The organism is Rhizobium sp. H4 (assembly GCF_003013335.1).
Lineage (GTDB): Bacteria > Pseudomonadota > Alphaproteobacteria > Rhizobiales > Rhizobiaceae > Rhizobium > Rhizobium sophoriradicis.
The window spans coordinates 1-13,518 of the sequence record NZ_PSOW01000036.1 but is presented as its reverse complement, the minus strand read 5'-3'; the positions used below and the strand labels follow the sequence as shown (position 1 = coordinate 13,518).

The 13,518-nt window shown below is 52.9% G+C and carries 10 protein-coding genes and 3 pseudogenes; 6 read left to right on the top strand and 7 right to left on the bottom strand.

Features of this window, described 5'->3' with window-relative positions:
• Window positions 1-477: 477 nt before the first annotated feature.
• The gene (locus tag C4N04_RS31690) at window positions 478-1,020 is read right to left on the bottom strand and encodes a hypothetical protein (protein WP_029875808.1); all 543 of its coding nucleotides are present in this window, start codon (window positions 1,018-1,020) and stop codon (window positions 478-480) included.
• A 354-nt stretch (window positions 1,021-1,374) separates the two neighbouring features.
• Between C4N04_RS31690 and C4N04_RS31215 the strand changes: the two genes are divergently transcribed.
• Entirely contained in the window at window positions 1,375-2,070 is a 696-nt protein-coding gene (locus C4N04_RS31215; protein ID WP_004677746.1) for a DUF6875 domain-containing protein, read from the top strand.
• A gap of 85 nt (window positions 2,071-2,155) precedes the next feature.
• On the top strand, window positions 2,156-2,677 hold the full coding sequence (locus C4N04_RS31210) for a YbaK/EbsC family protein (RefSeq protein WP_004677747.1): 522 nt from the start codon (window positions 2,156-2,158) through the stop codon (window positions 2,675-2,677).
• A 155-nt stretch (window positions 2,678-2,832) separates the two neighbouring features.
• On the opposite strand, the pseudogene C4N04_RS31205 reads toward C4N04_RS31210, so the two are convergent.
• Window positions 2,833-3,577 (bottom strand): annotated as a pseudogene (locus tag C4N04_RS31205) (transposase); the annotation flags it as partial.
• Window positions 3,578-4,477: 900 nt separating this feature from the next.
• Here C4N04_RS31205 and C4N04_RS31200 point away from each other — a divergent pair.
• From C4N04_RS31200 to C4N04_RS32000, 3 genes are all read left to right on the top strand, one after another.
• On the top strand, window positions 4,478-5,503 hold the full coding sequence (locus tag C4N04_RS31200) for an LLM class flavin-dependent oxidoreductase (protein WP_011053483.1): 1,026 nt from the start codon (window positions 4,478-4,480) through the stop codon (window positions 5,501-5,503).
• A gap of 151 nt (window positions 5,504-5,654) precedes the next feature.
• On the top strand, window positions 5,655-6,563 hold the full coding sequence (nodD3, locus tag C4N04_RS31195; RefSeq protein WP_004677763.1) for a transcriptional regulator NodD3: 909 nt from the start codon (window positions 5,655-5,657) through the stop codon (window positions 6,561-6,563).
• An 81-nt stretch (window positions 6,564-6,644) separates the two neighbouring features.
• Window positions 6,645-6,992 carry a hypothetical protein gene (locus C4N04_RS32000; protein WP_012489591.1) on the top strand — a complete coding sequence of 116 codons (348 nt, stop codon included), beginning with the start codon at window positions 6,645-6,647 and terminating at the stop codon, window positions 6,990-6,992.
• On the opposite strand, the gene nodD2 is transcribed toward C4N04_RS32000, so the two are convergent.
• On the bottom strand, window positions 6,972-7,928 hold the full coding sequence (nodD2, locus tag C4N04_RS31190; RefSeq protein ID WP_004677768.1) for a transcriptional regulator NodD2: 957 nt from the start codon (window positions 7,926-7,928) through the stop codon (window positions 6,972-6,974). The genes C4N04_RS32000 and nodD2 overlap by 21 nt on opposite strands.
• A gap of 384 nt (window positions 7,929-8,312) precedes the next feature.
• On the opposite strand from nodD2, the pseudogene C4N04_RS31185 reads away from it, so the two are divergent.
• Window positions 8,313-8,446 (top strand): annotated as a pseudogene (locus C4N04_RS31185) (IS3 family transposase); the annotation flags it as partial.
• Window positions 8,447-8,593: 147 nt separating this feature from the next.
• Here the strand turns inward: C4N04_RS31185 and C4N04_RS31180 are convergent.
• The 4 genes and pseudogenes from C4N04_RS31180 to C4N04_RS31165 form a co-directional block, all read right to left on the bottom strand.
• Window positions 8,594-10,183, bottom strand: a complete 1,590-nt coding sequence (locus C4N04_RS31180; RefSeq protein ID WP_011053481.1) for a class I tRNA ligase family protein — start codon at window positions 10,181-10,183, stop codon at window positions 8,594-8,596.
• Window position 10,184: 1 nt separating this feature from the next.
• Window positions 10,185-10,514 (bottom strand): cupin domain-containing protein, encoded by a 330-nt coding sequence (locus C4N04_RS31175; RefSeq protein ID WP_004677772.1) that lies wholly within the window; start codon window positions 10,512-10,514, stop codon window positions 10,185-10,187.
• A 21-nt stretch (window positions 10,515-10,535) separates the two neighbouring features.
• Window positions 10,536-11,315, bottom strand: a complete 780-nt coding sequence (locus tag C4N04_RS31170) for a phytanoyl-CoA dioxygenase family protein (protein WP_016737344.1) — start codon at window positions 11,313-11,315, stop codon at window positions 10,536-10,538.
• Between the two features lie 81 nt (window positions 11,316-11,396).
• Window positions 11,397-12,683, bottom strand: a pseudogene (locus tag C4N04_RS31165) (SidA/IucD/PvdA family monooxygenase).
• Window positions 12,684-13,518: the final 835 nt, after the last annotated feature.

Sequence of the window (13,518 nt, the reverse complement as noted above, 5' to 3'; positions counted from 1 at the left end):
AAAGACCTCATGGTGCGATCGGCAACAAGGTGCCGATCTCGTTGGTGAATTCGGGAGGCGCAACCAGCCCGCCTCCCTGAATGAAGCCGGAAAACTCTAGCATCCGGTGGTCCAACGTTTGGGAGCGGTTCAGAAATTCTCAGTGGCAGGTCAGACGCCGGATGAAAATTCAGTGGCAGGTCACACTGTCTCGACCAAGAGATGGAGGACCGCGTCAGCGGTTTCCGCCTCGCCTAAAAAGATAGCGTAAATGCCAAGGTGATAAGGCTGAGGATGCCGCCGAACTTCCCGCGCAGTTTCTTGGCCGAAACGACGATACAGCCGCTCCCCCTAGCAGCGCCTGCACCGGCCGTCAGGCCGGTTAAGCGAAGCGGGTTACCTCGATGAAGCTTGTTTACGGAGGAAACATTTGATTGATGAAAGGATAAACGCGCGCGAGACCGGCTTCTTACTTTTGCTTTCCCACAATAAAACTCGCTAAAATTTCCTGGCTTTTCGATCGACTCTCTTTTGAGAGGAACCCACAGGTGCCCCAGAAGACGCTGGCGATTTATCAATCGATGAAGAACTTGCCGTTGCCATCCCTTCCTCAGGAAGCGTAGCTACTTGAGCGGCACTGTCAATCGCTCTACGGCAGTCATCAAGGAAGTCAGCTATATATTCATTGACATAGACAACCAACGGCTCCTTTGGAACAACAATCAGACGCCGTTTGTCCGTTTTATCCCGAGTGATGTCGATGAACCCACGCAAATGCGCTGCCTCGACATACTTTTGGCAAACAGTCTGGTTTTTGAAAGGCAGATAGCGACACGCCTGCATCTTCGTCATGGGTTTGTTATTGGCGTCCATATGATATACTTTAAGCATCAATCCAAGAATATTCCTCAGGAATAGTTTTTCTTCGGAATTTTCGCTAAAGAGATCTGACAAAAACGAGTCAATTTTCTCAAGCTTATGCTTTACGCCGACGTCGATCTGTTCTGGCGTATATATTTTTCTTCGTGTTGTCTTCGTCACGGCCACGCCTCTGCGCAATGGGTCGTTCTGTTTTCACCCAAAGCCTGTTACCGGATCCCATCGCGGCGACATTTATCATATGTATGTCTTCATAACTACGACGAATATAAGAATTTGCGGGCGGTCGTGAGACTAACCTTCATCGTGCACGAGCCCCCGCTCTTGTTTTCACATCCATTTAAAAAAACAGTTACACAAGTGTAACTACGAGTGCTATCAAAAATTCGGGAGCTTCGCTTCCGATGGAAGGTCGGTCTCTTGATTGGCCCCCGACCAGCTCGCCCGCCGCCCGAGCTGGCATGCAAGAGCCCGACCTTCCGTTTTGCACGTGGCTTTTCGAACCAGGGATCCGAAATGAATAAAGAGATTTGGAAAGATTACAGCCAACCTTTCGGGACGATTGGTCCATTGATGACAGTGGGCGAAATTCTGGAAAAGAATATTGATGCGGGATACAACGCCTATGATGAGTATGCAAACGCAGCTCTTCAGAAATTTGCTCGGTATGCCTCAGAATTCCTCTCCAATCCACATCCTCATTTAGGTCGGGACGGGAGCGTTTGCCCTTTCGTTCCCGAGGCTCTGACGAAGGGGCTTTTGCGGGTTGCCGCGTCGCAAGCTGTTGCAGTTGACGAAATCGAAAACGATTTGGCGCGTATGCTCGCCGTCTTCAGCCAGATGAAACCCGTAAAGTCCTTCAACGATCGAACGGGCGACTGGATCTATAAGGCCATTATCATTGCCCTTCCTGGAATACAGGATGAAGGAGAGATCATCAGGATTGGTCAACTGCAAAAACGGCTGAAGCCCGACTTCATTCAGGAAGGTTTCATGATCGGTGAATTTTATCCAGGTTGCCCGGAGCCCGGTTTGCACAACAGGATGTTTCGACCGCTCGACACAACGGTTCCAGCCTTGGCTATTCGGCATATCACCAAATATGATGCTCCTTTCATGCTCGATAGCGATAAGTGCCTGGAGGCTTACTTCAGTATTTTTGGGAACGAGGGTCGCCGCCGCATTAGGCAGCTTTTGGAGCGAACCGCCTGAAACTTACTCGCAAGAGGGCTGTACTCGCAGTCGCTGAAACAGCTATCCTCGATCGTCCTACCAGGTGAACCGGAAGGAAACGACTATGTTGGACGTTCATCCGAACGTACTTGCTGAACTGCACCAGATCGGAGCGTCGACGGTACGATTGTGGCGCTATAGTGAGTTCGCCACCCCTATTACATCTCCTTCCGATTTAGCCTCTGCTATCGGCGTTCCCGTGGGGCGCGTTGCAAAGACGATGATTATTGCCGAGCAGAAAGCGAACGATGTGATGCGCCGGTCTCATCCTGCGCGCCACCTTTGTGCCGTTTTGCTGCCATCACCTTCAAAGATTGACATGAAAGCGGTTGCTGGCACGTATGGATGGAAACGAGCCGAGCTTGCTCAGAAAGAACAGGTACTCGATCTCTTCGGCTACCCGTCAGGAAGCGTATCACCATTCGGTCTCCAGAAGATCGCTGTACTGATCGACACCGCCCTTTTTTCTTATCCTACCGTAGTCACAGGTGCGGGCAAGGTTGGAGTCGAGCTTGAGATCGACACAAGCATGCTTTGGAAGATCGGGCAGCCGTTACAGACGCGTGGACGGGCCAGTCAAACCTAACGCCTCGTCACCTTTCATAGAGATGCCGTGAGGTAGGTTATTTCTTCGGGAAAGGAAATGCGGTTCCACGTAACGGCGCCTCGATTAGAGAATGAGGGTTCAATACGTATGTTGCGTAATCGGACTCATAGTGCGCACTATAACGAAAATCGTCACACCCGTCCCAACGTCTGCACGACATCTTCACCTCGATAGCTGTGAGGCGGATCAAGCGCGGGAACATAGCGTGAGAAGGTGGCGACCACCGTCAGGACCCGCAGTTTCTTTCCGGTTGCGAGCTGGTCGTGCACGAAGTCCATCGCCCACACGTCATTTGGTCCGACAGCCATTTGCCGATCCTCGCGAAGTTTCGCCTTAACACGGCGCTTCCGAGTCTTATTCCGCAGCTGCAGTCCCAAGTCCCTGTAAATGCGATAGGTTCGCTTGATGTTGGTGCCCCAACCCTCGCGTTCCAAAAGCACATGCACGCGACGATAGCCGTAGCGCACCCGCGCTTACAGGTCTAGACCGGCCTCGGCGCGGCGAGAGATGTAGTGATCGGTCGACCGATCGAAGTTCAACGCGCCACAGGCACGCCGGATCGAGATCGCCCAATCGCGGCACATGACACCACCTCCCGCTACCCCTCAGGCCTTAGAGCTTTCGGCGGATGGCGTCCTGCAGCATCTCACGGTCCAACGTCAGATCCGCGACGATCTTCTTCAATCGCGAATTCCCGTCCTCAAGCTGCTTGCGCCTCTTCATCTCTGGCGGCAACATGCCGGCGTACTTTTTCTTCCAGTTGAAGTAAGTCGTCTGACTGATCCCCGCCTTGCGACAAATCTCCGCGATCGAGACGCCCTCATCACCCTGCTTCAAAATGAACGCCTTCTGAGCGTCCGAAAACTGCGATGCCTTCATCGTGTTCCGTTCCTTTTCCCAGCCAGGAAAATGCACCGGAAAACTCTAACCAAAATTGGTCCAGTTTGAAGGGTTGAGAGCAATTTCCCTATCGTAAAACCTGTGATCCTATGAAGTTAAGATGGGGAATGTTAAGGACATATAACAGCGTGCACGAAAGACGCGGAAGCCAACTGCGTCACATCTATTTCTGGTATCGGCGCTGTTGCGCTGCGGCCAAAACCGCACTGGCTCCTGATCCTTCCACCTTCGGAAGGGGCCGTGATCTCGCCTGGGTCGACCGTATGCTAGTTCGATCAGCAACCCTTTGACGGTGAAGATTCCTGGTTATTCACCTGGTGGATCAATGCCATACAAACAATCAATTTTACGAAGCCATGGGATGTTATTAAACACCTCGATTATGAATTGGGGACCCCATGATGTTGCTCCACCGAGAGCAGCCGAGGGCAAGGTCACAGACCTGGCCGGTAAATGGAGACGAACATGGCCAACGTGGAACTGCAGAAGGCGCTCTCGTCTGCCAATCAAGCGCCGAGACATAGCTCTGGGTCCTTTCTTCGCCTACTGCAGGAGCCTCGTCGCATTAAACCGAATACCAGCTTTAACACATTTGGGTCGCCACAAAAGCTGAACAACCACTATCCGATCTTGCCAATCCTTGGCTTCTCAAAAGTGAACGGAGCTGTGGGTATGCGAGATGGGGTGTTACCCACCGCGAAGTCATACATGAATACGAATGATTCAATGTCATTTCAACGTGAGCATTATGATTAGCTCATCGGCGTCAGCATCGTTTTTTAGAACCAGCAGCTTTTCGATGATTCCTGGCGAAAGACATCGGGGCCACCCTCCGGTCTTGGTCACCGAAAATTCGCCGCCAAACTTGGAGACATTTAAATGACAAACTCTCTTCCCGCAAAGCTGATGGTTGGTATCTTCGACCATTTGGACGAAGACGGAAGGGAGATTGGGCGCCAGTATGAAGATCGGATGAAGTTGGCAGAGGTCTGCGATCGCCTTGGCTTTTATGGATATCACGTCGCAGAGCACCACTGTACTCCCCACGGCAGAGGACCTTCGCCGAATCTATTTCTAGCAAGCGTAGCTCAGCGCACGCAGCATCTTCGTCTCGGTCCTTTGGTTATGCTGTTGAACCTTTATCATCCGTTACGTGCGTTTGAAGAAATTTGCATGCTGGATCATCTGAGCGGTGGCAGGCTCGAGTTGGGCATGGGGCGCGGCTCCTTACCAATCGAATGGAGCTTTTTCGGTATTGATGAGGAGGTGGCGACATCGCGCTATCTCGAAGCCAGCGAGATCGTCATCCAAGCGATGAAGGAAGGAGCTCAGGCTCTTTCCTACAAAGGCGACCACTTTGAACTAGACAAAGTCCCGTTGATGTTGCGGCCACACCAACGTCCTCAGCCTCCGAGATGGATTACAACCAGTCGTCCTGAGGTTGCGCGCTGGGCGGCTGAGAACGATACAAATCTTGCCTGCGGGGGCCCTGCTTCTGCTGTTCGCCAGATCACTGATGCCTACCGAGCACACGAGAGACGTACCGCCGGGGGCAGGAAACGGGCGCCGTTCCTTGGGTTGGTCCGAATGGTGGTGGCCGGCAGCACGACGAAGCATGCCATTTCGCTCGCGGCCCCGGCTTATCAACGGTGGCTTCGGAGCTTTAGGTTTCTGTACGAGATTAACGGGATACAGACTCCTCAGAACCTCCCGCCGGATTTTGATGCAGCAGTAGACTGTCAGTTGTGCGTAGTTGGTACTGCTGCTTCAGTTAGGCAAGATCTTCTCGATCATGTCGAGGAAGCAGGTGCTAATTATCTTCTTTGCCAGCTGGCGTTTGGTGATTTGCCATTGGAGGCTTCCTATTACACTGCAACGAGCGTTCACTCTGGAGTTATGGCTTAATCTGGACTGGCCTCAGGTTGCTTTCCGATCACAGAGATTAAGTCTCTGTGGCCGCGCCCTCAAATCGATTGAGGAGCGTCAAGGCGAATTCAGCCATCGCCGTAGGAACAGCCATTGTGGAATGGGCTGCACTATTGGATAGTTAAAAGATATGCGATTTAAGGGCCTCGATCTAAATCTCCTTGTCGCGCTCGATGCACTAATGATTGAGCGCAACCTTACTGCGGCGGCACGTAGCATTAATCTGAGCCAGCCCGCAATGAGTGCAGCTGTCCGCCGGCTCCGCTCCTATTTCCGCGATGAACTATTTACGATGCGTGGTCGTGAGTTCGTTCCAACTCCGCGTGCGGAAGACCTCGCGCCTGCGATTCGTGAGGCTTTACAGCATATTCGGCTCAATATCATACCCTGGGATAAATTTACTCCTGATCAATCAGATCGTCATTTCCGAGTAAGCTTATGCGATTTCGTTACAGTTGTTCTTTTTCAGAAGATACTGGAGCGTCTTGCGCGGGAAGCACCCGGCATTAGTTTTGACTTGCTGCCTCTTACTGACAATCCAGACGAGCTTTTGCGACGCGGCGACGTAGACTTCCTTATTAGCCCACCGCTATTCATGTCGAGCGCGCACCCTAAGATAGATCTATTTCAGGAACGACTGACTTGCGTCGGCTGCAGTAATAACAAACAACTTGAGGAAGCCCTTACTGCCGAGGAGTATTCTTCAATGGGGCACGCGGTAGTTAGGTTCGGTCGGACGCAGCAGCCTACCATAGAAGATTGCTTCTTGCAGGAGCATGGCCTCAAGAGGCGGGTCGAAGTCGTTGTTTCAAGCTTTAGCATGATCCCCGCCGCCCTAATGGGCACCGATCGCATCGCAACCGTTCCGTTACGACTAGTTGGGCTTTTTGAGGACACGATACCATTGCGGATGACTGCGCCCCCGATAGCGCTGCCGACATTCACCGAGGCAGTCCAATGGCCGGTACTTCACGACAAAGATCCGGCAAATATCTGGATGCGAGATATAATGGTTCAGGAGGCAGCGCGATTGCCGTGACCATCCTGAAACCTAGGAAGCTGGGCTGCATTGGGAGCGACGACCCGCGACGCGGCCGATTAGCTGAAGACGGCACCACCTGTGAGTGACCCGCAGGCCATTTTATCGACGAAGCTGAGCGCTACGCCCGTCGCCGATCGGCCGCCCTTCGGACGATTGCGCGACGTGCTGTCTAGCACCTTCGGCGGCAAATCGAAGGGTGCTGGGGGACCACAATTGCTCCGCACCGCAACCCGCCGCTACCGCCGCAAATACAGCAACCCAAAACCGTCGGAGCGAACTCAAAACTGGATAAAACTTGGGGGCAAGGTCAGCGGCCTTCCCCGGATGGATACCTTTGAAAAGCCTCTTTGGTGGCTGTTGAACTTATTCGGGCTCGGGCGGATCTTACTCAAGCAGGAACCTTGGTCAGGAACCGGATTGTTGTAGCAACCCATGTATTTTAGGTGCGTTGGAGGACATCATACGGGAAGCTTCCTCAACCAATATCTCCCTGAACCAGATGCTCCCTGGATCGGCATTATGGAGCGCTGGCCATTGAACAGCTTCTGTGAAGACGGGGAGCGGTAACGGAAGGTTGATGATCCGCAAAGGGAAAGTACTTTCGTAATGCTCGACTAAGCGAAGCGGTAGGTTAGCTATGCGGTTCGTGCCACGCAGGACTGGTGGTATTAAGCTAAACCCTTGCACGACGACCTCCACCCGCCTCTGAATACCATTCTCGAGCAAGAACCAGCCCTCGACCGATGGCTTCAAAAAGCGCCCAAACGCGGCAGCGACGTGTCCCGTGGAGACATATTGCTCGATCGTCAGCGCTGAAGGTAGGTCCACATTTGTCGAACAGGCTACACATACAAACTTCTCTGTGAACAGTTTTGCACTCGGGTGTGCGCCCGAGAGAAAAAATTCAGGCACGATGAGGAAGTCGACGTCACCGCGGCTAAGCATCTCGTACGGATCACTATCCAAAGGCAGCAACTCAAAGCTGACTGCGGGCGCTTCTCGAGCAACTCGCTCAATGATTTTATTGAAGTATATCAGCATCATGAAATCGGACAGAACTATTCTAAAGCATCTGTCAGACTTCGACGGGTTAAACGGCTCCCAAGAGATGATTGAGCATTGTACCTGCAAGAGAGTTTCACGCACTGCCGAGGCAAGTCCTTCGGCACGGGGCGTCAGCCGAAGTTCTCGACCATTCATTGTAAACAATTCGTCGCGGAAATAGTCCCGAAGCCTACCAATGGCGGCACTCATTGCTGGTTGACTTAGATTGATACTACGTGCGGCAGCCGTTAGGTTGCGCTCGGTCGTGAGCGCATCCAATGCAACGAGCAGGTTTAGATCAAGGCCCTTGAAACGCATCTTTAGTCACATCCAAACAACGGATATTTTATATCCAAACAATCGATTTTTCCAGTACAGAACCTTCCAGCATAGATCCAATGAAGGTTCGTCAAAAAGGCTTAGGTTAGTTTGGTGATCAATTAAGTAGGCCGCATAGTTACGATAGACGTTATAGTTGCAGATAATCCACTTTAAATATCGAATGGCACCTTAGCAATAGGCGATGTGGAGCGGCGTCACCGAGCGACATGAAATGCTAGTGAACGGATGGGCGGAAGTAGGTTCATCATATCGCGATACCGGAGAGGCTTTGCCGTACGCTGGCTATCGACTGGCGGGCTCCTTCTGTTTGGAAGCATGTTCAAGATATTGGTGGCGTGCCAGTAATTTGTGATGAAAAGATCAACGCGCCTGAAGGCGCTTGAGGAAGAGAACGCCACACTGAAGAGACTGCTCGCCGAGCAGATCCTGGATACGGCCCCACTTCCCGAGCTCCTTAAAAAATAGAAAGGCCCGCCGCCAAGCGCGACGCCGTCGCACGCCAGAAAGCCGTCGTGGGCCTTTCGGAACGAAGTAGGTCGCCCGACTGCCGCCTTGCGTTCTCCGCTATCGAGATGCCGTCATCCGGTCGGCGTCCGCGTTACTCGCCTCGGGATCGTCAAAGCGGTTGCCGTCATTAAAAGCTAAGAATTCGGCCGGACTTGCCTAAATCGTCTTTCATAAGCCTCTATGAAGGCTTCCGGAATCGGGTCGCTAAACAATGGGAAATCAACCGGTTTGCGTAAGCCGGTGCTTGGCCGGATAGTGCCGCCATCGAGCCCCGGCCGCCATCCGGCTCCGAAAAAGAAAGCACCATACCGCGCCGCAAGCATCGGGGTCACAGGATTAAGAAGGCTTAGAAATACGGAAACTTCCGCTGCGCTGACTGAGGTATCTGCCCTTGAAAAAGACGCAACGTCGAAAAAGGCGTCTATGGCGTCCATGGCATCCCAGACGCGCAAGTCCTGCACCGCTTCGGAATATCGTTTAACATTGTGGTTCTGCTCGACTGTCAGCTTGTCGGCCGTCAGCGTCTCGTTACATCCGGCGTACTTGCGCAAAGCCGTTTCGAAAGCACGAATTCTAGCCGCGGTCTGAAGCAGCCCCTCGATCAGAAAATCGTTGTCGTTTGCGCCAAATGGCTTGGCGATGCTAGCCAAATAGTAGCGCAGCACGTTCGTGTCGATATCTGCTGCCACCTCGTCAGCCCACACAGCGTGGTCACGGCTAGTAGAAAATTTCGCGCCTTCGAGCTTATAAAAGTCCTGAATTGCATGGTTGTATGGAATCGCATAACCGCGCGAGAACAAACTAGCAGTAACGCCGATCGTGTAATAAAACCGGTTATCCTGACCCATGAAGAATACGAGTCTCGTGCTCGCGTTGCGCATAGTGTCATCGAGATCTGCGCCATTTTGCTTGCAGAGGCGTTCGATTCCTGTCTCATAGCACCACAATCCTTCAAACCAAGTCATTAAAGTTTGGCCTGCCACCTCCACCGGGGAGTTCAAAGTCACACCACGGTCGAAATGCCGCGACATCGGCAATGCCATCAGTTTTGACCGTAGCCAGTCAAGTTCTTTGCGCTTTATGGATTCCGGCCATCCGCTCGCCTCAATGGCGTGATCGAGCCCCGGAGCAAATTTTTCAAGCTCAAAATGAACCTGTCGAATCGGGCGCAAGATAAGGCTCTGGCCGCATGTCGTGTGAATCGGGTTGCGTAGTAGATTGTGTTGCAGCGCCGAGCCGCAATCTTCGCAAAGGTTACTATCTGTTGGCGCGTTACAAGCTGGACACTCTCCGACCGCGAGTGAGTCTGCGGCGAACTCTTCGCACGTCCCGCAATACAGTTGCTCTCCGTCGCGCAGCTCAACGTAGCCGGACGCTCTTAGTTGGTCGTAGATCGCCAAGCTGCGGTCTTTGTGGTCTTCGCTTGAAGTCCTTACAAATACGTCCGGTTCAATATCAACTGACCGCAGACACTGCAGAATTTCTTCAATGTGCATGTGTGCGACGTCATCAACCGGCCTGCCAAGCTTTCGGGCTTTCACCAGCGTGTAAGTGCCATGTTCGTCCGCACCTGTCACGTGATAGGCCGCGTTGCCTACCATGCGGTGGTAGCGTACGAACACGTCGGCGAGAAGGTACACGCCACCTATATGCCCAAGATGCAGCTTGCCGTTCGGGCACGGCGGCGCCGAGCAGGCAAAAAAAGTATGTTGGTTTGCTCTCAATTCAATCCCACCATATCGAAAGGAACTTTAAGCTGGTTTGAGGGCTGCTATTTTTGATCGCGTGTTTTTGGTGCGGCGCTATATAGACCATCGTGTCCCCACTGACTGCGGAGGTTTCTCCATCGGATTGAAACACGCCGCTGCCCGAGATCAATACCCAGAGTTCGTGCTCTGGGTGCGAATGAAGATCGACCGCATCGCCAGGTACCACCTCCACAATCGATGTGCCGAAAGCCGTTGCGACTGCCTGCGGTAGATGCTCAAGTAACCGGCACACCAGAACGCCATACTCCTGGCGCATGATTGAGCGGTCGATCTGTTTCGTATACATGTTTGCCTCTGTCCTCTGCCTTCAATCGCGATAGAAAATGCCGTTCGGCGGCTTGAGCTCGTCGATGTTGGAGACCTTGCCCTCGGGAGGGTTGTAGGCGCGTTTCAGTTTGTTGTATTCGGCCCTCGTTGGCCCACCAGTTGAGGCACGCTGGAACACGAGATAAATCACCCTTCGAGAATTTTCACTTTTGTTGGGCTTTGAGTAATGTGGGGCATAGTCGTCAAAGATGAAAATGTCACCGGCCTTCCACGTTACGGGCTCCCAGGCCAGCCTGTCCGCGACCTCGGGGTACATTACGCCGCCGGCGTCCATTGGGAACACGCCCTTTTTGTGGTTCCCGGGGCTGAAGAAAAGCCCTCCGTTGTCTGGGCCGGAATCGTCGATGCCTATTGCAACAATCGCGTGCACCATCCGGTCTGGTAGCTTATGTGGGATATGGTAGATGTCCTGATGCGGGCGATAGCCGCCGCTGTCGGAGTACTTAAAGATCAGCAACTCTTTGAGCATGCGGGCATCTTCCCCCAGTAACTCTTCGACGATCGACTCGATACGGTGGTCAGCCAGCAGTAAATCACGCACGGGGGCGTTAAATTCGAGGAAGTTCTCGACCTTCGAAATGATCCTCCTACCGTCAGTTGTTTTTTCGAACCATATCAGCCATTTGTCTTCACTTGTCTCCCAGCACGAAACATCAGCCACAAGAGCTGAAAGTTTATCTCGGCTTTCTAGATCGAGAAATGACTCAATCCTAATGTATCCAACGTCATCCCATGTTGATTTTTGTTCTTTGGTTAACATGTGTAACTCCTTTTTAGATTTAAAGCCGCCTGGTAAAGCTGCGTCGTGAGCAGGCGCCCCGAGCTGCACTGCACTGGAGTGTTATCTTGCGTTTTGTGTCTCTTGAGCGGGAAGTAAACCTAGGCACCCAAGGATCGGCCGATCTGGGACGTTCAGATAGTATTCACGCCGAAGCAGGCTATTGATGATGCGACCGTTTCGGTAGGCGACGAGCGATAGATTCACACTCTGCAAGCCACTTTGGACTGGGGATCGGTTTTGCAGATATACCTGGCCGGGGGCGTTGTCCTCGAATTGAACGGAGTAATCGTCCTTCACGACCGGCAGACCGCCTTCCATAGAAGCGGAAGCCAATAGGCGATCGATAAACGCTAGCGGGCGAGGCTCGAAACCGGTGGCGAGTACGACCCGATCAGCCACTACAGTCGGTCGCTGACAGGTGCCGTGCGAAGCCAACAGCGCGTGCCAACCGTCCGCATGAGGAGACAACTCCTTCATGACGACTGCGGGTAGCAGTTGAATGACATCGTCAATATTGCCAGTCGCGCTGCGGTGATAGATAGTTTCGTAAATGCGGTTGCTCAATTCTGCTGAAATGCCGTCACTGGTGAGTTTTTCGTCGTCGACAATAGTGCGACGTTTTTTAAGTGGCAGCGAATGAAAGCGCTGGCTGTAAGACGGCGTGTATGACACGTTGATAAAAGAGCTGTCATCCCTCGTGAACAGGTTCCCGCGTGACGTCACCCATGTAATTTTACCGATACCCGGACTGCCCAATAGGTGTTCAACAACCTCCGCACCGCTCTGCCCCCCACCAACGACTAATACGCGTTCACCGATGTCGATTTGTGGCCGATCCAGATAGCTCGCCACATGGTAGACCTTCTCGCCCAGCCAAGGTTTGGCGCATTCGGGAATTGTTGCAACGACACCGACGCCAATCGCAACTGAGCGTGCATGGTAGTGATCTCGAGTCGTCGTCACGCGGTAACCCTCGTCTAATCTGGTTACGTCGGTAACCTCCTCCCCAAACCGGAGTTGTGGCAACTGATGCGCAACCCATTGGAAATACTATGTGAACTCTCTTCGCGACGTGGTCGCGTCGCACCGGTTTACGAAGCTGTACAGCCGTCCATGCACCGCGAGGTAGTTGAGAAACGAAAACGGACTGGTCGGATCTGCAAGTGTCACACAGTCCTTCAGCGGAGATACCTGCAGGCGACTGTTGGGCAGCAGCAGCCCAGGATGCCAATCGAAGCCGCTTTCCTTTTCGAAAAAGGCAGTGCGCAGCGGCGTCGGACACGCGAGTGCTGCAAGACTAAGATTAAAGGGTCCGATGCCTATACCGATGAGATCCAGCACTTGCATAAACACACTTCCTTTGGTTGGGCGGGCACGTGGGCAGCGATACGGAAATCATTATGAAGGACGTCTGTCTCCTACACCGCCCTCCACAATGTCTGACTGGCGATTGCGATGTTGAGAGCGACCAGACCCGCCATCACGAGCATGGCAACGTCGATGCCATAAACAGCAATTAATGTGCCACCGAGATACGGGAATTCGAACGAACCCACGAAAATAAGCGAGTGTAAAGACTTGGGAGGCCGTTGAGATTGACAGACCACGTTCGCCAGCGAGGTTCACCACCATCGCATTCAAGGTCGAATAAGTGAGACCGTAGCCTATCGCAAAGAGAACGGTGGCGACGACGTACAGCAGCTCGCTTCCCGGGTTCAAAACCAAAAGTCCGATCCCAATCAGTGTCGTCACGAAGAGGGTGAGTGCTAGGCGCCCAAGCGGCAACTTACCGATCATACCCGCGACGGAGAATCGCAATGTGACAGTCGTGACGGTGAATGTCAGAAAGAAGACATTCGGTGAGAGTCCGCGCGTTTCGGCATATATGCTTTGAAACGTGGACAGGCCTGCGAACGTACAAGCACCGATCGCCAACATGACCACCGGCAACACCGTTCTCCCCCACAAAATAGACATGGTCGTCGGATCGGATAAGCGACGGCGCTGGTAGAAAGTTGCGGCTGATGCTGATCTGAACCCTTCAAACTGGACCAATTTTGGTTAGAGTTTTCCGGTGCATTTTCCTGGCTGGGAAAGGGACCAGAAGACGATGAAAGCGTCGCAGTTTTCGGACGCTCAGAAGGCGTTCATTCTGAAGCAAGGTGATGAAGGCGTGTCGGTT

Excerpts from the sequence above, each read along its gene's own strand:
- nodD2 (WP_004677768.1), bottom strand. The coding sequence starts at position 7,928 with ATGCGTTTCAAGGGCCTTGATCTAAACCTGCTCGTTGCATTGGATGCG.
- nodD3 (WP_004677763.1), top strand. The coding sequence starts at position 5,655 with ATGCGATTTAAGGGCCTCGATCTAAATCTCCTTGTCGCGCTCGATGCA.
- C4N04_RS31215 (WP_004677746.1), top strand. The coding sequence starts at position 1,375 with ATGAATAAAGAGATTTGGAAAGATTACAGCCAACCTTTCGGGACGATT.
- C4N04_RS31200 (WP_011053483.1), top strand. The coding sequence starts at position 4,478 with ATGACAAACTCTCTTCCCGCAAAGCTGATGGTTGGTATCTTCGACCAT.
- C4N04_RS31170 (WP_016737344.1), bottom strand. The coding sequence starts at position 11,315 with ATGTTAACCAAAGAACAAAAATCAACATGGGATGACGTTGGATACATT.
- C4N04_RS31210 (WP_004677747.1), top strand. The coding sequence starts at position 2,156 with ATGTTGGACGTTCATCCGAACGTACTTGCTGAACTGCACCAGATCGGA.
- C4N04_RS31175 (WP_004677772.1), bottom strand. The coding sequence starts at position 10,514 with ATGTATACGAAACAGATCGACCGCTCAATCATGCGCCAGGAGTATGGC.